Source organism: Massilia hydrophila, from assembly GCF_020208145.1.
In the GTDB taxonomy this organism is placed as follows: domain Bacteria; phylum Pseudomonadota; class Gammaproteobacteria; order Burkholderiales; family Burkholderiaceae_D; genus Telluria; species Telluria hydrophila.
Genome location: NZ_JAHYBX010000003.1, coordinates 292,911 through 316,083 on the forward strand (window position 1 = coordinate 292,911; position 23,173 = coordinate 316,083).

Consider the following 23,173-nt stretch of genomic DNA (forward strand, 5'->3'; position numbering starts at 1 on the left):
GATTTGCCCGCATCATCACATTAGACCGATGAATGCAACCCTCGAACTCCAAGACCAAAACGGTGCGCAAGTAGCCGAACTGGAATTGTCCTCCATCGCCATTGACTGCCCGACGAGCGACGCGTCAACCAGCAATGCTGCCCCGACTGCTAACTACTTCATTTTGCAGACCAAGGCCGAAGCCCATGAGGCCGGCGCGGAGTGCATGACTACCACCGCAGCACCGCCGGAAACTGATACCACTAGCTCCTCCCAGCCCGATACCAATGCGAACAATGCTGAGCAAGTAGTTCGCTATCCGCTGGCATGCGCTGCCGTGCGTAACACGCCTACTGCGCCTGTTGTGGCGCCCCAAGGCAATCCCTACGATACATCCGCCGCTGTCTCGCCGGCCCACGCACAGGCACTCCAAATGGCATCGCTGGGCCACCCTGTGTTTCCGCTGTACGGCATTAAGAACGGCACGTGCACCTGCGGCAACGCCACTTGCGCCGACTCCGGCAAACACCCGCGCCGCTCGAATTCCTTCAAAGAGGCCACCACCAATCCGACCATCATCAACATGTGGTTCAAGTATGAACCCGAGCTGAACTACGGCGTGCGTCTGGGCCAAGAGATCGGCCACACCGGCAAAATGGCCGTGGTGGTGGACGTGGACCGCTACAAGGTCGGCGGTGCGGAGGCTCTGGAACAGCTGGAGAAGGTCCACAGTCGCCTGCCGGCAACCGTCGAGGTGCTGACCGGCGCGGGCGGTAGCCACTACTACTTCATGACCGATTGCTCCCTCAGCTTCGCTGGCAAGATGGGAAACAACATCGATCTGAAGGTCAATGGCTACGTGGTTGGCCCCGGTTCCGTCCACGCATCTGGCCGGCGCTACGAGATGGAAGCTTCCAGCGACCTGTTCGAGGGCCAGGTGATGGCAGACCTCCCGCAGTGGGTGCCCGACAATTTCAGCAAGTCCGCAAAGTTGACGGAGTGCGGCGTGGAGATCGCACCCAACGCTGAACCGCTGCTGCCTCACGAGCGTGCGTCTATCAAACACGACCTGGCCGTGATCTCCGCCGCGTGCAGCCGGGACACATGGCTCAAGGTTCTGATGGGTCTGCACAGTCGCAACCAGTCCAAGGAGATGTCCGATATTGCCGACGAGTGGAGCCAAACCTGCCCCGAGAAATACGATGCCGGTGCTGTGACCAAGGTTTGGAACAGCCTCAAGCCAGGCGGCGGCATCACGTACGAGACGGTCCGCATGATGGCCGAGGAAGAACGCATCAAGGATGTGGACATCAGCAAGCTGCTGGAGAGCCTGAACGGCATGCCTGTCGCCAAACCAAAGTCCGCTACGGCCGCAAATCCCATCGTCGTACCCGATGAAGTTCCTATGCCTGCCAAACCCGCGTGCGACATCCCTCCCCACCTGCTGACGATCCCCGGCAAGCTGGGCCTGATGGTTGACTGGACCAACGCCACGGCGATGAAGCCGCAGCCGATGTTCGCTGTGCAGGCGGCGCTGGCGCTTGGAAGCGTCGCCATGGGCCGCAAGTTCCGCACCACCAATGACAACTGGCCATCACTGTACTTCCTCAACATCGGAGTTTCGGGCGCCGGAAAGGAGCACGCGAAAACGGCAATCGAGCGCGTCCTGCGTGCCGCCAAGTTCTCTTCGATGGCTCCGGCCTCAGAGTACACGTCCGACAGCGCCATCGACTCGATGCTGCGCGTGCATCCCACCCATATCGCCATCATCGATGAGTTCGGCTACATGCTGAAGGCTGCGAACGCGAAGAATAATACTAATGGTGGTACGGCGCGCAAACGGCTCATGGAAGTGTTCGGCCGCTGCGGTGGCACGCTCCAGCCCAAGGCTTTCTCCACCGCGACCCAGACCCAGGCGCAACGAGACGGGATGGGGCCGCGCCATGTGGAGAATCCGGCACTGACCGTGCTGGGTATGACCACACCCACGCCGTTCTACGAGGCCGTCGGATCGGGCGCATTGACGGATGGCTTTCTCAACCGCCTCATTGTCGTTGAATCCGATCTGGGGCGCCAGCCATCTCGCTTTGTCGATCATGTCGAGGTGCCCGAAAATCTGGTTCGCTGGGTCCGCAAGTGCCGCGTTAAAGACAGCGGGGATATGGCGGATATCATCGACACGGCTCACAACGAGATGGCGGTTCCGGCCATTCTGGATTTCTCGGGCGAAGCGCGCAAATTGTTCACCGAACTGGAGCTGCGCTGCATTGATCGCATGGACGAGCTGGAAATGCACGGTATGGCCGAAATGTACAGCCGCGTGCGGGAAATCGCCATGCGCGTCTCGCTGATCGTCGCGCACTCCAGCGAGGTGGACGTGATCGGCACCGAGCATGCGCAATGGGCCATCGACTACGTGACCTTCTGGGCTGACCGGGCGATCAGCCGGATGGCCAATAACATCGCCGACTCCCCATTTGCAGCTCTCTGCAACGACGTCGCCAATCTGATCTTGAAGGCTGGCCGCCGTGGCCTGACCGTCTTCGAGCTGGCAAGGAAATCCGCCAAGTTCAAAGGAGCCGATACCCGCATGCGCCGTAGTGTGTTCGAGAATCTGGAATCGGACCGTCACATCCGCCGCTACGATACGAAGTCGGCCAGTGGAAAGGGTAAGACGCGCGCGGCCTACATTGCATTTGAGTTCGTCGAGCAGGCAGACCAAGAGCACTAACGGCAATAAAAGCAATAAAAGCAGTACCGCCCTCTGACGTGGCGTAGGGCCACGCGAAAAAGAGATGTATAAGAAAAAGGGGTATCTTTTTTATATACTATTTAACCTGAAAGCCGCACGTGGCCTAGCTTATAGACCGCAAGCGGCTTTTGCTTTTGATCGCGACTTATTGTCTAGCCGGTTGCTCACGTGCCTCTGCGAGGGCCGCACGCTATGAGTATTCGCCCCACAAGTAGCTTCAACCAGCGGGCGCTATACGGTGGTGCTTGCAACGTTCCCCAGCTCCATACAGATGCAATAGCGCTCGCCTACACTGACTGCTATCGAACTGGTAGAGAAGTAGCACGGGATACGGCTAGACCAGGCAGACGAATTATTTTTAGTCCGGTACCCTATCTGTGTCCCTGTAGCCAACCACAGACGCCTGGATTTCTCGTTCCGATCTCCTACCCCATCCATGAACCGCGCATGCAGGTGCCCGGTTTGCTTTTCTTTTAGGTATCCGAAATGAAAAAAGCAAAGGCGCCAAGAGTGCCAGTCCTCGAAAATGCATTCGAGGTGAACCTGCCGAAGCTGATACGGGCTGCGAAGGCCACAGGATCGTCCAGGCTTGTCTTGGACGATGGGGACGTGCGGACCGTTGCCGTGCTTGCTGAGGGCCGCCTAGCGGTCCTCTTGGGAGGTCGGTATTGGGTGGTGGGCATCGTGCCCGTCCAATGCCTCCAGGGCCGTGTACGGCCCCTCCTAAAGTGCCCTCGCGCGCATGAGGGGAATTTTCAGTCGCTCTACTTCCGTGGCGACGAGCTAGCCTGCCGGCACTGCCATGCGTTGCGATACCATACGAATGTTGCAGCGTCAGCGGCCGATCGGGCGCGGATCGCGCGATTGAAGTTGTTGCGCGAGATGGAAGCGGAAGCAGGCGAAGCCGTGCCAGCACGCAAGCCATACGAATGGCGCAAACGCCACCTACGCAAGGCTATTCGTTTAGCACACCTTACCAGCGTCCACGTCGGCGATCTTCGCGCTTGGCTCGATCGCCAACGTGATTGACCAGCTTAAGGCATGGCCTTCATACCTCTCTCCAAAAATACTACATGATCTGCATTGGCGAAATTAGACACTTCCGGACGCGAGTTTTTGGTCAATAATTCCTTTGCGGGAGGGCTTGACCATGAAGCGCAAACATTTTCCAGCGGAACAGATCGTATCGGTCTTGAAGCAGGCCGAACTGGGCATGGCGGTCGGCGACATTGTCCGGCAGCTTGGCATTTCTGAGCAGACGTTTTACCGCTGGAAGAAGCAGTACGGCGGTATGCAATCCGAAGGCGTGCGGGAGCTCAAGATCCTGCAAGACGAGAACGCACGGCTGAAGAAATTGGTAGCTGAGCTGAGTCTGGACAAAGCGATCCTGCAGGACGTCGCATCAAAAAAGTGGGGCGGCCCGCGCTGAAGCGTGAGGTGGTCGATTACATCGTCGATCACTATGGATTGAAACTGGCGCGGGCCTGCCGGCTGATCAAGCAAGTGCGTAGCACGCAGTATTTGTCGAGCAAGAAGGATCCGAAGCTGGCACTGCGCCAACGCTTGCGCGAGCTGGCCCAGGTACGTGTGCGTTGGGGCTACCGGCGCCTGCATGTACTGCTCAAGCGCGAAGGCTTTCAACTGGGCGTCAATCAGACCTACCGCTGGTATTGCCTGGAGCAGTTGCAGTTGCGCGCCTGGCGCAAGAAGCGGCGCAAGAGCGCAGTGGCCCGCCAGGCGCGCATGCAGCCACGTCGAGCGAACGACGCATGGAGTATGGATTTTGTAGCGGACCAACTCGCAGACGGCACGAAAATTCGACTGCTTACGATTATCGACATTTACAGCCGGGAGTCCTTGGCTATCGTAGCCGGCCATCGCTTGCGCGGAGAAGACGTCGTAACTGCACTCAACCGGATCATCGCAAAACGCATGGCCCCGAAATGCCTGTTTGTCGACAACGGCAGCGAGTTTTCGGGACAGATGCTGGACCTGTGGGCCTACTATCATCAGACCAGGATCGATTTCAGCCGGCCCGGAAAGCCGACCGACAACTGCTTCATCGAAACGTTCAACGGATCGTTACGTGATGAATGCCTTAACGTCCACTGGTTCACCTCCCTGGCCGAGGTACAGTCAGTCGTAGAGGCATGGCGCATTGACTACAATGAGATTCGGCCTCACATGGCTCTCAAAGACCAAACCCCGATGGCTTTCGCTCGGAGCGCGGTTTCTGGAGGGCCGGAAATAGGCCATTGACCGACCAAATCCTCAGCTCCAAAGTGTCCATGGAATCCAAGCGGATCACTACAACCATACTTACGAGGGGCAGACTGTCCATCGATCCCATAGCGATAAATTTAACTTCTTTGTGTAATTGCTCGTCTTGCAGTTTTAAGATCTCGAAGAAGATTATTGATCGAGCGATCCCCTTGCCTAGCCGTCAGCTCAGTATTGAGCCAAGTCACTGCTTGATCTAAATATTCTATTGCAGTCGGCAGATGCGGGAATTTTTCCGCATATTTTACCGCCTGGTCGGAAAAAACTTTGGCATGGTATACCTTGCGCAAGTCGTCAGAATAGCACTTTTGCAAGATAGTCATGCTTTCATCTAACGTCGCCATTACATCAGGCGCCGTTTCCACCTTGTCATAATTTGCATTGAATAAAATTACAGCATAAGTATTTCTTACTGACGCACTGCGGGGGCCAGCGATTCCTTTCGCTTCGTCAATCCAACTAAAGGCAAGTTCGAATTGTTTTTTTCTCGACAAATAAATTGCGCCCTGCTGTTTGAATGATGCAGAACTATCGCGACTGAAGCATCGCTCGTAAAATTGGAGTCCTTCTTCCCAGTTTGCAAAAGCACGTTGCATCAAGTTTGCATCATACGCGCTACGCCGGAAGATGTCGTAGCGCGGGATCTTTGTCGGTGATACGTCAGCATGAAATTTAGTAAGCAACGACCGCAAGTCCGATGGGTTTACTCTTCGCATCACAGCTTCAGAGACAGAGCGAGATCTAGGAACAAAGAATGCCTGCTCCGAATCCGCGAGGCTTCCTTCATATACACCTAAGAGAGTATTCATGCTGGTGAGAAGTTGATAAACCTCCGTCACGTCGCTTACTCGGTCCCCTAGGAAGGCACTTGCGACGTCTACAGATGTAGGAACGCGACACGAATAGAGATAGCAAACGAGAAGCAGCAAGTCATGCTTTTCCGGGGCTTGATTTTTTAATTCATGCAAGGCCTCCATGAACCGATCCGCGAGTAAGTGCCCAGCAATGCAGGAGTCGAGCACCTCGAAAAATGTGGGGTCTAGCTCTCCGCGTAGCGGATCATGCTTTAACGGCCGGGTTTGCCTCTGTACACCTGCCGGGATCTTATCCGTTACTGCCTGCGCATCCAAAGGGTTTAGTCCAGAGACAGAGAATATTTGGAAACCTCGGCGCGGAAAACGATGGGAAACGCTATCAAAAATATAGTCGCGTTCGGCTGCGACGATTTGAATATTAGGACTTGTTGCCAGAATGCTTATGGCTTCCCAAGCATCAGCAGCATTGTCAATAAACGCAATAACCTTTACGCCTTCCTTGTCGATATCTTTGACAAGCAACGTCGCCTTCTCTGGCGTGATGTCATCAATTACCAGAGCTTGAGTAGGGGGCGGTACGCTGTTGGCGAGTAATTTCAGAAGTGTTGATTTGCCAGTTACAGCAGCACCAATTAATAGGCAGTTTTTCCCGCCATTAATCGAATTTTCTGCAATGCCGAAATGCTTAGTCTTGTGCAAATCGCCCAAATATACGTCGTACCAACTTGGCTCCGCTCCAAGGTAGAATTCAGTAAGACTACGCACTGGCACCTTATTCAAGTCTGGCGGAAAGTATTCCTGAAATCGCTTTGTTATTAATCGCTTTGGAGCGCCGGCGCTTTTTTCAATCCGCAATTGGCCAATATATTTCAACAGTTCGGCAGTGTCCGCCACAATGATCTGAAATCCTAGCGACGAATAGTATTCGATAGCCTCTTCGTCTTCTTCTCGTAACGTGACCCACGCTGGAGCACGATCTCGGCCGTTAGTAGTTTCCCGCGCAAGAGCTTGAAGAACGCCAGCATCAGACATGCTATAACCCCAGTACAGAGTTGGCGTTTTTTGAATGCGTCCAAGATAGCCGAACCACTTGTCCTTATCCCGCTCGAAAGCTGAGGCCATTTCCACCGGTGAAAAATCAAGTACTTCTGTTGGGGAATGTGTTATTGAGCCATGCAGCGCAATATAATCGATGGCACTCGCCCCCACTATTGAGGGCCCCCTGAGTGAGATGTCGTTAATATAATATTGAGTTCCGGCAGCGAATATCTTGAACGCCAGGTCATCAATATTCGTCGTAAAGATTGAATTGATCTTAACGCGTTCAAGATTCATATATTCACTGTCAAACTCAACAACTGCGAAACGCGAACGAAAAAAATCGTTTAAGGCGGCTCGCTGTGTTTTTGAGATGATTTGACAGAGTTGCGCTAACGGAAGCTTTGATTCGGGATCGCGACCAAAGTGGTGGAGCAGCTCCTTCCGAAGCATATCCCCGACCGGCATCGACTTTAGCTTTCCATCAAGCATTCCCCGTGCCTTCACCGAAAACCCGGCCCCAAGGAAAAGGTTGACGCCATTTTGCAAACTACGCTTGAACGAATCTTCGTTTTCAATCTTCAATTTGGAACTCCATGGCGGCAGTAAGCCCATGTAAGGATGCTGCCCGGTTTTCAGATAGGTCGTGTAAGTCGCCGCGCCGTTGCGTTGAGTTCGAACACTATCCAACAGTGGTGATGAGAAAGCATAATTGCACAAAAACAAAGAATGAACAACGCTGGTGAAGGCGTGCAAGTCAGAAAGAGCCTACTTTGAGTAGGGCTTTGATCTTTTTGAACGCATGCATGCTGATGTTTTGATGCTGTCGAGGTGAAAAAAGGACCGTTTTCCAACACCCTGTTGCTCGTCTCTTAAAACATGTTGGAAAAATAGCCTTTGTATTTATTAACATGTTGATATATATTGATGAGGTTTTTCAACACTCTGGGGGCGGCGATGGCGGTGTTTGGGTATGGGCGAGTATCAACAGTAGAGCAAACGGCGGACAACCAACGGCTTGAGATCGAACGCGCAGGCTATGCAGTAGAGTACTGGTTCGCTGACGTAGTTAGCGGCAAAGCGCACGCATCGCAGCGGGCACAGTTCAGCGCCATGCAGGCGAAATTGAGAAAGAAGGACACGGTCGTAGTGTCGAAGCTAGACCGTCTTGGCCGCGATGCCCCAGACGTCCTCACAACCATTAAAACGCTTGCCGGCCTCGGCGTTGAGGTCGTTGTCCTCCAGCTCGGCAAGCTGGATCTGGCGTCGCCTGCCGGGAAGCTTATGCTTGCCATGTTGGCTGCTGTGGCTGAGATGGAGCGCGATCTGATTGTCGAGCGTACTCAAGCTGGACTAGCTAGGGCCAAGGCGGAAGGCAAGTCCCTAGGACGGCCCTCTAAGCTGACGCAAGAGCAGCGCCGAGCGATAGTGGAGAGTCATGCTAGGAAGCAGAGTATCAGCTCCCTGGCGAAACAATTCGGTGTCTCACGCTCCACTGTCCTGACAGTTGTGACCCCACGTCTGGCAACTTCGCTGGCGAGCGTGTAAGCAGATCTATGGCCACCTGGATGCTGACGCCACATTCATGCAAGTAGGCGGCAGCATATTGAACCCCGTGAAGCCGTGACAGCTCGACGGCGGTTGCCAACACTAAAGGACTCATAATTCACTCGTGCGCTGTGGTTGTTCTTATATAGTCTTTTAACAGCCGTTGTTCATATTGAGCTGGCTCAACGTTGGAGACGAATATGATGCACGAGGTCAAGGACCGCGCTGTGATGTACGTCAGGATGTCGACGGAGAGTCAAGACTATTCGACAGATCACCAGCGCGCGCGAATCCAGGAATATGCTCGCAAACATGGCATCGTGATCATTCGTGAGTATGCAGATGACGGCAAAAGCGGTCTCGACATCAAGCGGCGAGCTGGCCTGCGTGCACTTATGAGTGATGTCCAATCTGTCCAACCTGATTTCAGTCGTATCCTCGTATACGACATCAGCCGCTGGGGGAGATTCCAGGATATTGATGAGGCGGCCTATCACGAGCATACCTGTCGGCGGGCAGGTATCGAGGTCGTCTACTGCGGCGAGCAGTTCTCAGGCAATGGCGGCCCTTACGATTCTCTTCTGAAAAGCATGAAGCGGGTGATGGCCGCTGAGTACAGTCGCGAGCTGTCCGAGAAGGTATTCGCTGCTCAGTGCCGGTTCATTGAGATGGGGTTTAAGCAAGGCGGCCACGCTGGGTATGGCCTGCGCCGCCTTGCCATCAAAGCCAGCGGCGAACCAAGGGCTGTGCTTGAATATGGTGAAGCCAAAATCTCAGCTACGGATCGGGTGATTCTTATTCATGGTCCTGATGAAGAAGTCGCGACGGTGCGCAGGATTTACTCGTGCTACTTGAACGACCAACTCAGCGAAGCAGCCATCGTCAGGTTGTTGAAGAGCGAGCAGGTGCCAAGTGAGTTCAGACGGCCTTGGACGCAGGCCATGGTGCACTCTGTGCTATCCAACATTAAATACTGCGGTGCTCTTGCTTATAACAGGCGCTCATCCAAACTATCTAATCGGCGCATACGCAACGCTCGTTCTGACTGGATTGTGAATCCTGATGCGGTCGAGCCGATCATTCCGCTTGATTTCTTTGAGCAAGTTCAGGCAGAGCACGCTCGCCGACTGCGCCGATACAATCGCCCGGAGCTGGTTACCCTTCTACAGGATTGCTATCAACGGCATGGGAAGGTCAACGCGAAGGTGATTGCAGCGGACTCAGCAATGCCAGACCCGCAACTCTTCGTGCGGTCGTTTGGCTCACTGGTGAAGGCGTACACAGCAGCCGCCCTGCCGCGATCTCTGACGTATGCGTTCGTCGAAACAAAGGCGAAGTTGTCGGTCATGCGACATCGTGTCCTGGCGCAGGTAGAGGCGCTTGTACAGGCCGCAGGGGGTAACATCGAACCTACCTTAACGCCATTTAGGGTGGTACTCAATGGAGACATACGTGTGCAAGTTGAGGTAGCTGTACCTCGGACGCCCCGGCGTGGCTTGCAGAGCTGGAAGATTGGCTTAAAGCCCGGCGTAGACTTCGTCATCGCCGGGCGAATGGACCCAGCGCGTGGTGAAATCACTGACTACTTCCTGATCTCGTCCGCTAACCTGGCAAGCGGACCTATATATCTCAAAGCATCAAACCTTGATCGCTACGCCGCGCTACGATTTGAGACGATCGATGCGATATTTGGCAATCCAACTGCCACTCATCAGGCGACCAAATGCTAGGCCGCGAGACAAATAGGGCCGCGCTCTACGTCCGTGCATCGACAGAACATCAAACCTACTCGACCGCACACCAGGAAGCGGCCTTGAGGGAGTACGCGGCCCAGCACGGTCTAGATGTCATCAAGACGTATCGAGACCAAGGACGAAGCGGACTGACTCTAGAGGGCCGTGTCGGCCTACTCGAACTCCTAACCGACATTCAGTCAGAGCGTGCCGACTTCAGCACAGTCTTGGTCTACGACATTAGCCGCTGGGGTCGCTTCCAAGACGTTGATGAAAGCGCGTACTACGAGTATGCCTGCCGCCGCGCTGGCATTGCAGTCGCCTACTGCGCCGAACCGTTCGAGAACGATGGGTCGCCGCTGGCGGCCGTGCTTAAGGGCCTCAAACGAGCGATGGCGGCCGAATACAGCCGAGAGCTATCCGCTAAGGTATTCCGAGCACAGTGCCGGCTTACCCAGGCAGGATTTAAGCAGGGAGGTACAGCCGGCTACGGGTTGAGGCGCATTTCCGTCTCTGCTTCAGGGCAAGCGAAAAGTGTACTTGGGCCAGGTGAGCGCAAGAACATGCCTACTGACCACGTCACATACACGCTCGGCCCGAAGAACGAAGTCGAAGTAATCAACCGCATCTATGACATGTATTTGACTGAACGGCTATCTGACACCGGCATCGCTCGGCGCTTGAATGACGAGGGGACAGCGAACGAGTTTGGCAGGCCCTGGTCACCGTTCCATGTTAAGCAGATCCTCACGAACGACAAGTACGCAGGTACGCTTGTATTTAATCGCAGCACGCAGCGATTGAAGAGTTCAAAACGATCAAACGCTTCAGCCAACTGGGTAAAAGTAGATGATGCGTTCGAGGGCATTGTCTCACGAGATAAGCTAGAGGAGGCTCGCCGGGAGCGGCAACAACGGAGACGGCATTGGACCGATGATGAGATGCTCGACGGCTTACGTGCCATCTTCGTTGAGCACGGGAGGGTTACTCCTGACCTCATCAATTCAAGCGGTGGCCCGGCTGTAAAATCGTATGCCTTTCGCTTCAATGGGCTTACCTCTGCGCTTGGCCTCGCTGGGGTTAGCTGGCCCTCGATGTCACGCAGTGTAATCACACGGTATCGCATGCGATGCATCACCCGCGATATGACAATCGAACTTGAAAGGTGTGCTGCCACGGCAAAGGCTACGGTGACGAAGCTCAGTCCGCGCACTTACATCTTGAATGGTGTCACAGTTCGCCTCCTGTGTACTCGGTGTCGGTTTGAGCGAAGCCATCCGTGCTGGAAGGTTACTTTGGCCCATGAACCTGCTGCCGACTTTGTCATATGGGTTCGCGTAGACCAAGCGAACCAGCACGTTGAGCAAATCTACCTCTTACCTGTAGCTGACTTTCCTACGCATCTGTTCGTTTGGCCATCGACGCTCACACTACACAAGTACAAACGATATGCGCACACTTCGCTGCGCAGCATTTTTGGAGTGGAGAATGATTCAAAGCCGCGTTGAAAATGAGTCAGACGGTGCCCCTCCCCCCCGGGGGAGGCAAAGGTCGCCCCCCCTCTATCAAGCAAGCGATTGGTCGACTCGTCAAAAAATTTTTTTTTAGAGCTGGTGAGATTTTTTCTTAGCAACATGATGTCTCAGAAAGCCTACCAAATCCTTTAGTTCCTTCGCAGGCAACAGCCGGGTAAACTGAGCCGTGCCGACCGTCCGCAATCGGCAAAGAGCAGACGTTGACGAAGTCACAAGGCCCACCTGATGTTGACGATCGCTCTCGGCGAACTCGAATCTCACCGAACTTCAAGGATGTTGGTGGGCAGTTAAACAATACGCATCCTTGGTCTATGGGGTAGCCAAATTTTGCAAGCCTGCAACCATACGGTATGCTAGGCAACTAAATGCGGTGCTGTGAAGCAGTCCCAATAGACCAGATGAATGGCACTTTGCCTAAGAGTTACAACAGAATTTAGACTTTGATTAAATGTTTCAGCAGACCTTTAAGAATATCGATGACATCCTGCACAAAGATTCCGGCTGCACGAGCGAACTCGACTACACAGAGCAATCATCTTGGCTTCTTTTTCTCAAGTATCTCGATGCCTTAGAGCAAGACAAGGCTTCGGAAGCAGAGCTTGAGGGGCGTGAGTACAACTTCATCATCGATCAAGCCTTCCGCTGGGAAGCCTGGGCTGCCCCAAAAAACGCTTCAGGAAACCTTGATCACAACGTCGCCCTGACGGGCGACGATCTGCGCGATTTCGTCAACCAAAAGCTCTTCCCCTACCTAGGCGGCTTTAAGCAGCGCGCTAGCGGACCGAACACCATCGAATACAAGATCGGTGAAGTATTCGGCGAGATCAAAAACAAGATCCAGAGCGGCTACAACCTCCGTGACGTAATCGAATTGGTGGACGAGCTGCGCTTTCGGTCACAAACCGAAAAGCATGAGCTGTCGCACCTCTACGAGGCCAAGATCAAGAATATGGGCAATGCAGGGCGCAATGGAGGCGAGTATTACACGCCACGTCCCTTGATCCGCGCGATGATCAAGGTGATCGAGCCCAAGATTGGCGAGCGCATTTATGACGGTGCATGTGGGTCGGCGGGATTCTTGTGTGAGGCTTTTGAGTATCTGAGCCCCAAGGCAGCCAAAGCTGCCGACCTGATTACGCTGCAAACCAAGACCTTCTACGGCAAAGAAAAGAAGAGCTTGGCTTATGTAATTGCGATCATGAACATGATCCTGCACGGTATCGAGGCTCCTAACGTCATCCACACCAACACGCTCGGCGAGAACATCAATGACATTCAGGAGAAAGACCGCTACGACGTAATCCTAGCTAATCCGCCTTTTGGCGGCAAGGAACGCCAGGAGGTTCAGCAAAACTTTCCGATTAAGACCGGCGAGACCGCATTTTTGTTCATGCAGCATTTCGTCAAGTCGCTCAAAGCCGGTGGCCGAGCGGCCATCGTTATCAAGAACACATTTCTCAGCAACACCGACAATGCCAGCGTGAGCCTGCGTAAGCAACTCCTGGAAAGCTGCAACCTGCACACCGTGCTGGACTGCCCCAGTGGCACCTTCCAGGGCGCAGGTGTCAAAACCGTGGTGCTGTTTTTTGTGAAAGGTTCGCCGACTAAAAAGGTTTGGTACTACCAGCTTGATCCTGGCCGTAACCTAGGCAAGACCAATCCGTTGAGCGATGCGGACCTGAATGAATTTGTAGAGCTGCAAAAGACGTTTGTGGATTCCTGCAAAAGCTGGAGTATTGAGGTGGAAAGCATCGACCATGCCACGTTTGACCTATCAGTGAAAAACCCCAATGGCGGCAAAGCGGTGGTGCACCGCAGTCCGCAGGACATCATGGATGAAATCACGGCGCTGGATCTGGAAGCCGGCGAGGCACTAGCGACGATTCGGGAGCTGCTATGAAAGCCGGTTGGATGATCAAACCGCTTGGCGAGGTTTGCGAATTCCAGCGTGGACTTACCTATGCAAAGTCAGACGAAGTCGACGTCTCAAATAATGTCATCTTACGGGCCACCAATATCGACCTTTCAACCAATTTACTTGATCTGCGCGAACTGAGGTATATCAACGATGCGGTGACTGTTCCCGCTAGCAAAAAAGTCAAAAAAAATTCACTTCTGATTTGCACAGCAAGCGGGAGCAAAAGTCACCTTGGCAAAGTGGCCTACATCGATGATGACTACGATTTCGCATTTGGTGGTTTTATGGGAATGTTGACACCAAGTGAAATTTTGCTTCCACGGTACTTCTTCCACTTGATGACTTCTGGCGTTTACAAGGATTTCATCGCGACTTTGGCTGATGGCGCAAACATAAATAACTTGAAATTTTTTGACTTGCAGCGGTTTGCAGTTCCGATCCCTGCTCTCGCCGAACAACACCGTATCGTCGCTATCCTCGACGGAGCTTTCGATGGCATCGCAACCGCCAAAGCCAATGCCGAAAGGAACCTTCAGAATGCGCAGGAGCTGGTAGGCATCGGGTTCCATTCCATTACGGAAAACCTAGGCCGCACCCAATGGCCAATTCGACAAGTCGCCGCGCTTAAAGCATCGCACAAAGGGGCGATGCGCACGGGACCTTTCGGTAGTCAGTTGCTGCACACCGAGTTCGTAGATGACGGAATCGCTGTCCTAGGAATTGATAATGCTGTCGCCAACGAGTTTCGATGGGATAGGCGCCGCTACATTACTAAAGAAAAGTATGAGCAGATGGCTCGATACCGTGTATTCCCAGGAGACGTTCTCATCACGATCATGGGCACTTGTGGGCGTTGTGCCGTAGTACCTGAAAACATACCCCTGGCTATCAACACAAAGCACCTTTGCTGCATCACCTTAAATCGTCAAGCGTGTCTGCCTGAATACCTGCATATCTACTTTCTACACGACCGTACGGCGAGGGATTACCTTAGTGCTCAGGCTAAAGGTTCGATCATGGCCGGTCTAAACATGGGAATCATTTCTGAGTTACCAGTTCGACTTCCTTCGATTGAAATCCAGGCAAAGATTGTTGATCAGTTTGATGCCTATCGCTCTGAATGTGAGCGACTCGAAAGTACGCAGAGGCAGAAGCTCATTGCCCTCGACAACCTGAAAAAATCCCTCCTTCATCAAGCATTCACCGGCCAACTTTGAGAGACAGCGCCCATGAACGAAGCCGAAACCCGCGCCGAACACATTGACCCAGCCCTCAAGGCCGCAGGCTGGGGCGTGGTTGAAGGCAGCCGCATCCTGCGCGAGCATAGCATCACACTAGGGCGCTTGCAGGGTGGGGGCAAGCGGGCTAAGGGTGACATTGCCGACTACGTGTTGGTGTACCGCAATACCAAGATCGGTGTGGTGGAGGCCAAGGCTTGGGACAAGCCCTACACCGAGGGAGTGGCTCAGGCCAAGAGCTATGCGGACAAGCTGGCTGTGCGCTTCACTTACTCAACCAACGGCCAGCAGATCTATAGCATCGACATGGGCACCGGCAACGAGAGCGACATCGCCATGTTTCCGACGCCTGATGAGCTGTGGGCGATGACCTTTGCTGAAACCAATGCTTGGCGCGACCGCTTCGCCGCGATTCCATTTGAAGACAAAGGCGGCACCTGGCAGGGGCGCTACTACCAAAATGTGGCCATTACGCGGGTGCTAGAATCAATTGCATCAGGACGTAACCGGATTTTGCTGACGCTGGCAACTGGTACTGGCAAAACGTTCATCGCGTTCCAGCTTGCCTGGAAGTTGTTCCAGAGTCGCTGGAATGTTCCGGACTGGAAAAGCCAGAACGAGCCAACGCGTCGCCCGCGCATTCTGTTTTTAGCTGATCGCAACATTCTGGCCGATCAGGCGTACAACGCCTTCTCGGCATTTCCGGACGATGCGCTCGTGCGGATCGATCCTGCCGACATCCGGAAGAAGGGCCGTGTGCCGAAAAACGGCAACATCTTCTTTACCATCTTCCAGACCTTCATGAGCGGCCCCGGTGGCTCGCCGTATTTCGGGGATTACCCGCAGGACTTCTTCGACTTCATCGTGATCGATGAATGCCATCGCGGCGGCGCGAATGACGAGAGCACCTGGCGCAAGATCCTCGACTACTTCTCGCCTGCGGTTCAGCTTGGCCTCACCGCAACGCCCAAGCGAACCAACAATACGGACACCTATGCATATTTCGGGGAGCCGGTGTATGTCTACTCGCTGAAGGAAGGCATCAACGACGGCTTTCTGACGCCATTCAAGGTTAGGCAGATCGCGACCACCCTCGACGACTATGTCTATACCGCTGATGACGATATCGTTGAAGGGCAGATTGAATTCGGCAAGCGATACGAAGAGAAGGACTTTAACAAGATCATCGAGATCAAAGAGCGTGAAACGTACCGCGTCAAGCTCCTGCTGGACATGATTGACCAACGCGAGAAGACCATCGTTTTCTGCGCCAACCAGCCTCACGCGTTGGCGGTGCGCGATCTGATCAACCAAATGAAGACCAGCATCGACCCGCTGTACTGCGTGCGAGTCACGGCCAACGATGGCTCTCTTGGCGATCAATACCTGCGTGAATTCCAGGACAACGAGAAGACGATCCCCACGATTCTCACCACCTCGATGAAGCTCTCGACCGGCGTCGATGCACGCAACGTCCGCAACGTCGTCCTTATGCGCCCAGTCAAATCTATGATCGAGTTCAAGCAGATCATCGGACGCGGTACGCGGCTCTACGATGGCAAGGACTACTTCACGATTTACGATTTCGTGAAGGCACATCACCATTTCAACGATCCTGAATGGGACGGCGAGCCGATCGAGCCGGAACCGCCGAAAGGCGGCGGGGGCCAAGGTGGCCCTTCGCCTGAACCGCCCGGCCCCTTGCCAGAGCCGGAACCACCGCGTCAGAAGGTCAAGGTCAAGCTGGCGGACGGCAAGGCTCGCAGCATCCAGAGCATGACGGCAACGACGTTCTGGAGCGCTGACGGGCGCCCAATGTCGGCGGCGCAGTTCTTGGAGGTTCTCTACGGCACTTTGCCAGAATTCTTCAAGGACGAAGACGAGCTTCGCAACATTTGGTCAACACCAGATACGCGCAAAGCTCTCCTCGCTGGTCTGGCTGAGAAGGGATTCAGCAAAGAGCTGCTCGCTCAAATGCAGAAAATCATCGAGGCTGAGAACAGCGATCTCTTCGACGTGTTGTCGTTTGTAGCCTTTGCTGCCGCCCCTGTCTCACGCGCGGAACGCGCGGCGGCAGCCAAGCTCGCCAGCGCCGCCGCGTTCACTGACAAACAGACCGCCTTTGTTGATTTCGTCCTAGCTCAATATGTTGAGCAGGGCGTCGATGAGCTTGACCAGGAAAAGCTCTCGCCGCTACTGAAGCTCAAATACAAGAACGCTCTTGCCGACGCCTTCGCAGAACTGGGCAAGCCGGAGCAGGTGCGGCGTGTGTTCGTTGATTTCCAGAAGTACCTGTACAGCGACTGACGACCACCGCTCTTAAGTATCTGCTTTGGGTCGAAACCGGACTTTGAAGTTTGGCCGCAATTGGATCTATCACCATGTCGCGGGATGCAACTCCCGCACTTGGGAATCGCCTCTCCCTGCAAGTTGTTCGATCTTGATCGCCCTAACCTCGCTATGTCCGTCTGCCGGTACGGCTTTCAACATTGCGATCGCCTCGTCGAAACGGCCAAGCTCGCGAAGTAATTCGCCTTGCTCGATCATGTCCGTTGGGTGCCCATCGCCTTCACGCAGCATGGCCAGGATAGCCTCCATGTTGGACCGCTCCAAAGCCTGCGGCCAAGTCGGCACATCGGGAATTGGCGAACCATCCTGACGGGTGCGGTAGCGGTCGTTCAAGTCCCACCAGATGCGCTTGCGGAGCCAGAGCACCCGTGCCCTGCTGATCCCTTTAGAGCGGGCCAGTACGTACATGACGTCGTCGAACTTTACGCTGCCGATGTAGCCAGCCTGTCCCCAAGATGCCATGGCCCGACCCCATTCCTCTTCGCTGTGAAGCAGCCCTTGCGGGTCGCCGCGCCAGCGCAGCCAGGCGCGTATAAACCGGCCAATCGGCCGTGGGGCATCGGGCATGATCCCGACAGGCTCAATATCCTCCAGCCAGAAGAGCGCAGCGCAAGCGCTGCAACGGACCAATGGTTCCTGGCGCCACCACATGCTCGGTACGCCATCCGACCAGTCTCGAGCACCGAAAAAATTAAAGCTGCGAAGTCGCCGGCGAAGGAAGAAGACGTCGCAGCCAGGGCATGCGTGAACGGACGGAGATGAGAAACTGGTCATAGCAAATACTCTAACTCTTCAATGTCAGTCTGGCTACAATCACAACCTATTGCAGTGTGCTTCCCATTGGTTTAGCAAGAGAAAACGACTGTAACTATGCGCCGAGCCTCATGCCCCGGCCGTTTCTCAAACAGCGGTGACTAAGCTAAGGTTGAGTCAATCGGGTTACACAACGGTTACACACGGCGCGCTGAACTCAAAAAAATGGGGTTACACGCCGAAGCATGTACCCCTTTTATCTAGCTGCTTATTCTTAATACCGCTAGTCGGAATCAAATTTGCCCGCGCTTGCCGCATAAAACTCCGGATCTTGGCTCGGACAAGGAAAGGATACCAACAAATATTACAAGTAGTGCCGCTGTCGGTGGTTAACAACACATCGCCCCCCAAAATTGAAGGTGCGTGATCCCACATTTGCCGCTATGGTTCTTGACCCAAAACGGGGTCCTCAGGCAGTCAGTATAGGTTGCTAGTGGTGCCGAATGTGCTGGTCAAGGAGCACCAAGGCTATGACGAGATTTACTCTTAAGCCGGACCTAGTATGAAGTACCGTTCAACTTGCCGATGGCATGGTGTTCCAATACTCCTAGTTCGACAGGACGTCGCTCAGGCGGCTCACGCCCTTCTTGAATCCTAATCGCACCACCTGCTCCAGTGCATGCGTATTCCATTCCTCGATATAGCTGCTCATCCCATACACTTTCTTGTCGCCCTTCTTGCCAATGACGAACTGGCCGTTTGCGCTCCAAACCTCAACGTCGTCCCAGCCAACGCTCACCTGTTCGTTCGACACCAAGAAACGGTGCCGGTATAGGATTACGCCATTATCTTTGACCGTTATGGAGCCGAACCTGTACTGCTCGCCGGATCGCAGCTTCTGCAGCAGATCAATCATGATCTGAGGGCCGACGGCCTTCCACAAGGTTGAGACAAACCCAGTGTACGTGGGCGTCTTGCGCAGCTCAATCACTTCAGACCTGCGCAAGGTGCCAAAGCCGATCGTGTAGTTCGTGCCGGTCGGAATGCCATTCACCGAGTTTGAGATGCCGCCATAGCGAATTCTCGTAATGTCTTCAAGCGAATAGGTCGAACCCTTCCAAGTGATCCCTTCAGGACCTATCGATAGCTCATCCTTGACCAGCATGCCGATCTTGGCTGAGAACGTAATGTCACGAACTTGTTGGGCGCGCGCGCTTTCCGCTTGGCGGGCCTGTTCCCACAGGTCGTCAAGTGTCTCGGCATCGGCTTCGAGGCGCTCGACAACCTCGGGCAATTCGGCAAACAGCTCTTGCAGCAGGGCTGTCATGCGCTGAGCCTGCTCGAGCATCTCATGTTCGTTGAATAGGGCGATGCCAAGTGACCGCATGGATTGAGCGATTTCGGTACTCGGCTCGTGATCTGTTCCGCGGGATTTGGCGCTGACCTGAATAGGCTGGGCGACGCTATCCCAGTTACGGGCAACCTGCTCCAGCTTGTCCAGCAATGGATCGACCGCATACGCTCCCCGCGTAGCCGCCTCCTGTATGCGACCAATCAACTTGTCGATGTTCTCCGCTTCCTGCGTCAGGAATGTCTGCGTCTCGACCTCGTAGGCGTCCACCAGTTCGTCAATCAGCGATGGCGCGTGAGAGTCACCATCTTCGGTAGCCAGCGCCACCACGTCCGTCATAATTGTGACTAGCTTGTCTGACTCGAACGAGTCAAGCAACCCCTTCAGAACACCGCGATAGGCCTTCCTGCGAGCGGTCAGCCCCTCTTTGAGGAATTCAAGGCCTCTGATCTCCGGGAAGCCTGCGATGACGCGATCCTCATTGATATCGCGTAACACCACATCAAGATCGACTTTGTCCACCACATCAGCGAAGTCGAGGATGAATTCGGTGATTAGCCGCGAGTCATACTTTTCCCCGAGCAGTTCGGCAGCGGCCGCGAACAAGTTCGCCTGGGCCAGCGTCGGTAGGCGCCCTGAGGTACGTATGTCCATCGGGGCACGCGCAAGGTTGTCGATAAGCTTCTGCGCCGCGGATGGGGCGACACCTGGCAACCAAGCCATTTCGGCCAGAAGCCGGGACTTCGGGTTGGTCAATTCCGCCCGGGCCTGCTGGCATAGGTCGTGATCGAGGTGCAGCGCCCGCTCTTCCGCCTTCTCGACAATGGTATGGCGATTGTCTCTGGAGCTGACTGCGAGCAGGTTGAATGGATTGGCGTGCAGTTGGGTAGTATGCGTCATGATCGCAACTGTTTGAGTTGATTCGTCAAGCACTGGTTGTAGGCGGCCGGGCCTTCAAGTAAATGGGGGGTCGAACATGCACTCTTGATCGATTCCCGCTCTTCGAACTTTAGCGAGGACAGGTCAATGTTGCGTGGCCCTGCCTTCCAGGCGGCCAGTTTTTTTGACAGACATTCGTTATAGGCAGCAGGGCCGTACAACAGCTTTGGTTGTGAGCATGAGCTTTGAATCGATGCGCGCTCGTCGCGATTCAAGCCGGACAAGTCAATATTGCGTGGTACGGTGTTCAGGGCCGCCAAGTTAGAGGATAGGCATTGGTTATAAGCGGCAGGGCCGTACAGCAACTTCTGTTGAGAGCATGAGCTCTGGATCGATTCGCGCTCATCACGGTTTAAACCGGACAGGTCGATGTTGCGAGGCGCGTTCTTCAAAGCCTCTATCTGCGAGGTAAGGCACTGGTTATAGGCTGCGGGGCCGTACAAAAGCTTTTGTTGTGAGCACGAACTTTGGATCGATTCCCGTTCTGCGCCATTCAATCCGGACAGGTTGATGTTGCGTGGAGCGTCTGCAAGCGCAGCGAGCTGGTTTTCCTTGCAGCGAGCATAAGCGGCCGGGCCCTCGAGCAGTTTCGCGCTAGAGCACGAACTTTCAAGCGATTGGCGCTCTTCAGAGTTGAGGGATTGAGTTGAAGGGATCTGTTTCTGTGGTCGAGGATTTTCAGGAGCGCGGGAGGCGCTATGGTCCTCAGCCTCTTCAATCTCGGGGTCCTCCGGATCCATCTCGTTATCCTTGTCCAGTCCCAGAATGAAGCGCACCCAACCCGATTGGGCTTCGCTCTTCATGCGGGCGCGTTCAGGTTCAAATTCGCGATCCACCTGTTCGACGTTGCCGCGGCGGTAACGGAAGTTCCCGCAGCGTGAGTTGTAGTCCTCGACAATGTCGTTGTAGGCAGCCACCTCCTTCTGGCGCTCGCCGTCCAGGATACCCTCAACCGACTCGAGCTCGATCTGGCGGCGTTTGCACCACCGAATTTCTGGCATGTTCAGAACAGCACCTTGTGCAATTGCAGGCATGTTCTCCGGACGGGCAGGAGTTTGTTCGACTTCTGCCTGTGCTGGCGTTGGGCTATGGCCGACTTCTTCGGTTGCCGGTGAGCCGTAGTCGCCGCTGAGTGAAGATACTTCAACGGAATCTCGAGAGCGACTGCTTGACCCGTCGCCCATGACCCAAAACGCGAAAACGATGACGGCGACCGTCCCCCAGAATAAGGCGGCGGTCTTCGTCGCTTTCGAGTCGTCCTTTTGTGTCGGCTCGTACGACTTGTGCGCCTCGGGGCGTGGTGTGGATGCAGCCGAAGCACTCGCTTGTGGCTGGGAGGGCTTTAAGAGTGGCTCCGCCTGCGGCTTTGGCGCGAGCGTGGGCGCGACGCTCTGCGCGGTGTCGATGTCTGATACGTCGGATACCTTGTTGCCAAGACCGGCAAAGCCCTTGCTTGTATTTTTCATGTGGGTGTCACTTCAGCTTGTACTTCAGGTAAAGCCAATCTTGCGCTCGACGGCCGCTTCTACTCGGGATGGGCACAGCGCCAGCGCGTCGAGCAGGTGCTGCTGGCGCAGACAGCTTTCCCCTGCCCTTGCCGCCAGGCGCGCGCCTTCGCGCACAACGAAGGTCACGTCAGACAATGGCCGCCTGGCCAGCGAGGAAGCGAGAGCGACCGGGTGCACGGTTTCATCCTTCGGCAGGGGCTCCAGCAGGTGCAGCAAGAGGCCTTCAACCTCTTCGGCACTCGCGTAATCCACTTCAATGATGTGGTCGAACCGCCCGCGGCGCAGTATGGCCGGATCAATCATGTCAGGGCGATTGGTCATTCCTATGATCAGCACCCCATTTTTGATGGCCTCCGGGATCCGGCGCAAAAATTCGGCCACCTCCTCCACCCGGTAATGGCTAGAACTGCCGGCAGCGGCCCGGTCAGCGAGGAAGGCTTCCATCTCGTCGATCACCAGCACCGACGGCGCACTGTTCATCGCCTTATCGAACACCTCCGCAACCTTCCGACTGGTCTCGTGGATGTAAGGGCTGGCAACGCTCGATGCGTCGATCTCAAAGCACGGCCAGTCAAGGTAGGTCACAAGCTCCTCCACAGCGAAGGTCTTGCCGCAGCCGGGTGGGCCATGCAAAATCACTGCCGACGGAGAGTCGATGCCGAGCAATCGGTAGCGCTCCTGGTTTGCCACGATGTCGATGATGTGCTCGTTGAAGAATGCGGCAAGACGCGGGCGGCCGGCGAGAACAAATGGTGTCACATACTTCGATGCCCCGTGGTTCGTAGAACAACTCTTGAGCGCCGTACCTTCTTTTACGTACTGTTCGCGTCTTTGAGCGTCGATCCCATCGTTGGCACTACGGTGCATTCGCCGGGCCTGACCACTGGCTGCAAGTCCTGCGACCTCTATAATTTCCTCTACATCCTTTGGCGTTAACCACGACGACAGACCGCACAATCGGTCGATCGACGCCACGTCAATGCTCACACCACCGGAGAGCCACCTGCCGAGAACGAGTCCGTCTTCTTGCGAATCAGGGCCATAAACAGGCAGCAGGCGCTCGATCTGTGCCACATACAGTGCGTCATGCAGGGAGACAGTGATATCGCACGCACGTGTCGACTGCAATGCCCGCGCAAGGGCAAGTGCCTCCTTCTGTCCATCCGGTGTACTGCAGCGCCAGAGTGGGGCCAGTACGGCGCCACTGGCGCATTTGATCATGCCGTACTCAGCACCGCCAAACGTGACCAACTCGATCTGCTCATCGGTCACGATGTCGGCAGTGTGCCAGCGCCGAGCCAGCGTTGCAGCAGTCAGCAATGCGGTGCCGTGGTCGGTAGCGATGATCTGCCAGTCCGCTCCGCCATGCAGCACGCGGCCGCACGCTGCGCCGCCGGGCAGCACAAAACCAATGGGCAACCAGTTCTCAAGCAACAC

13 protein-coding genes are annotated in these 23,173 nt (G+C 55.0%); 8 read left to right on the top strand and 5 right to left on the bottom strand.

The genetic code is table 11. From position 1 onward, the window contains the following. Positions 1–28 precede the first annotated feature (28 nt). The gene (locus LE190_RS10875; protein ID WP_225238705.1) at positions 29–2,710 is read left to right on the top strand and encodes a bifunctional DNA primase/polymerase; all 2,682 of its coding nucleotides are present in this window, start codon (positions 29–31) and stop codon (positions 2,708–2,710) included. Positions 2,711–3,881: 1,171 nt separating this feature from the next. Then, a protein-coding gene (locus LE190_RS10880) for an IS3 family transposase (RefSeq protein ID WP_225238706.1) occupies positions 3,882–4,990 on the top strand; the annotation gives its coding sequence in 2 pieces (ribosomal slippage) (positions 3,882–4,134 and positions 4,134–4,990; 1,110 coding nt in all). A gap of 101 nt (positions 4,991–5,091) precedes the next feature. On the opposite strand, the gene LE190_RS10885 is transcribed toward LE190_RS10880, so the two are convergent. Beyond that, positions 5,092–7,620, bottom strand: coding sequence for a hypothetical protein (locus tag LE190_RS10885; RefSeq protein ID WP_225238707.1), 2,529 nt, complete (start codon positions 7,618–7,620; stop codon positions 5,092–5,094). A gap of 201 nt (positions 7,621–7,821) precedes the next feature. Here LE190_RS10885 and LE190_RS10890 point away from each other — a divergent pair, with 201 nt between their 5' ends. The 6 genes from LE190_RS10890 to hsdR all read left to right on the top strand — a co-directional run bounded on the left by LE190_RS10890 (position 7,822) and on the right by hsdR (position 17,143). Continuing rightward, positions 7,822–8,412, top strand: coding sequence for a recombinase family protein (locus LE190_RS10890; RefSeq protein ID WP_225238904.1), 591 nt, complete (start codon positions 7,822–7,824; stop codon positions 8,410–8,412). 200 nt (positions 8,413–8,612) lie between these two features. Then, positions 8,613–10,142, top strand: coding sequence for a recombinase family protein (locus tag LE190_RS10895; protein WP_225238708.1), 1,530 nt, complete (start codon positions 8,613–8,615; stop codon positions 10,140–10,142). After that, positions 10,136–11,653 carry a recombinase family protein gene (locus LE190_RS10900; protein WP_225238709.1) on the top strand — a complete coding sequence of 506 codons (1,518 nt, stop codon included), beginning with the start codon at positions 10,136–10,138 and terminating at the stop codon, positions 11,651–11,653. The genes LE190_RS10895 and LE190_RS10900 overlap by 7 nt, the downstream gene beginning before the upstream one ends. Before the next feature lie 475 nt (positions 11,654–12,128). Then, positions 12,129–13,580 carry a class I SAM-dependent DNA methyltransferase gene (locus tag LE190_RS10905; RefSeq protein ID WP_225238710.1) on the top strand — a complete coding sequence of 484 codons (1,452 nt, stop codon included), beginning with the start codon at positions 12,129–12,131 and terminating at the stop codon, positions 13,578–13,580. Continuing rightward, a complete protein-coding gene (locus tag LE190_RS10910) occupies positions 13,577–14,815 on the top strand; it encodes a restriction endonuclease subunit S (protein WP_225238711.1) in 1,239 nt (412 codons plus the stop codon). Before LE190_RS10905 ends, LE190_RS10910 begins: the two co-directional genes overlap by 4 nt. Before the next feature lie 12 nt (positions 14,816–14,827). Then, positions 14,828–17,143: an EcoAI/FtnUII family type I restriction enzme subunit R gene (gene hsdR, locus LE190_RS10915; protein ID WP_225238712.1), complete on the top strand. Its 2,316-nt coding sequence runs from the start codon at positions 14,828–14,830 to the stop codon at positions 17,141–17,143. A 69-nt stretch (positions 17,144–17,212) separates the two neighbouring features. Here hsdR and LE190_RS10920 read toward each other — a convergent pair whose 3' ends face one another. The 4 genes from LE190_RS10920 to LE190_RS10935 all read right to left on the bottom strand — a co-directional run bounded on the left by LE190_RS10920 (position 17,213) and on the right by LE190_RS10935 (position 23,173). Next, positions 17,213–17,836 (bottom strand): hypothetical protein, encoded by a 624-nt coding sequence (locus tag LE190_RS10920; protein ID WP_225238713.1) that lies wholly within the window; start codon positions 17,834–17,836, stop codon positions 17,213–17,215. 709 nt (positions 17,837–18,545) lie between these two features. Continuing rightward, on the bottom strand, positions 18,546–20,189 hold the full coding sequence (locus LE190_RS10925) for a hypothetical protein (RefSeq protein ID WP_225238714.1): 1,644 nt from the start codon (positions 20,187–20,189) through the stop codon (positions 18,546–18,548). After that, on the bottom strand, positions 20,186–21,694 hold the full coding sequence (locus LE190_RS10930; RefSeq protein WP_225238715.1) for a hypothetical protein: 1,509 nt from the start codon (positions 21,692–21,694) through the stop codon (positions 20,186–20,188). The genes LE190_RS10925 and LE190_RS10930 overlap by 4 nt, the downstream gene beginning before the upstream one ends. A 24-nt stretch (positions 21,695–21,718) precedes the next feature. Further along, a complete protein-coding gene (locus LE190_RS10935) occupies positions 21,719–23,173 on the bottom strand; it encodes an ATP-binding protein (RefSeq protein ID WP_225238716.1) in 1,455 nt (484 codons plus the stop codon).

Coding starts and splice junctions, on each gene's coding strand:
- LE190_RS10875 (WP_225238705.1), top strand. CDS start 29: ATGAATGCAACCCTCGAACTCCAAGACCAAAACGGTGCGCAAGTAGCC.
- LE190_RS10890 (WP_225238904.1), top strand. CDS start 7,822: ATGGCGGTGTTTGGGTATGGGCGAGTATCAACAGTAGAGCAAACGGCG.
- LE190_RS10895 (WP_225238708.1), top strand. CDS start 8,613: ATGATGCACGAGGTCAAGGACCGCGCTGTGATGTACGTCAGGATGTCG.
- LE190_RS10900 (WP_225238709.1), top strand. CDS start 10,136: ATGCTAGGCCGCGAGACAAATAGGGCCGCGCTCTACGTCCGTGCATCG.
- LE190_RS10905 (WP_225238710.1), top strand. CDS start 12,129: ATGTTTCAGCAGACCTTTAAGAATATCGATGACATCCTGCACAAAGAT.
- LE190_RS10910 (WP_225238711.1), top strand. CDS start 13,577: ATGAAAGCCGGTTGGATGATCAAACCGCTTGGCGAGGTTTGCGAATTC.
- hsdR (WP_225238712.1), top strand. CDS start 14,828: ATGAACGAAGCCGAAACCCGCGCCGAACACATTGACCCAGCCCTCAAG.
- LE190_RS10920 (WP_225238713.1), bottom strand. CDS start 17,836: ATGTGGTGGCGCCAGGAACCATTGGTCCGTTGCAGCGCTTGCGCTGCG.
- LE190_RS10925 (WP_225238714.1), bottom strand. CDS start 20,189: ATGACGCATACTACCCAACTGCACGCCAATCCATTCAACCTGCTCGCA.
- LE190_RS10930 (WP_225238715.1), bottom strand. CDS start 21,694: ATGAAAAATACAAGCAAGGGCTTTGCCGGTCTTGGCAACAAGGTATCC.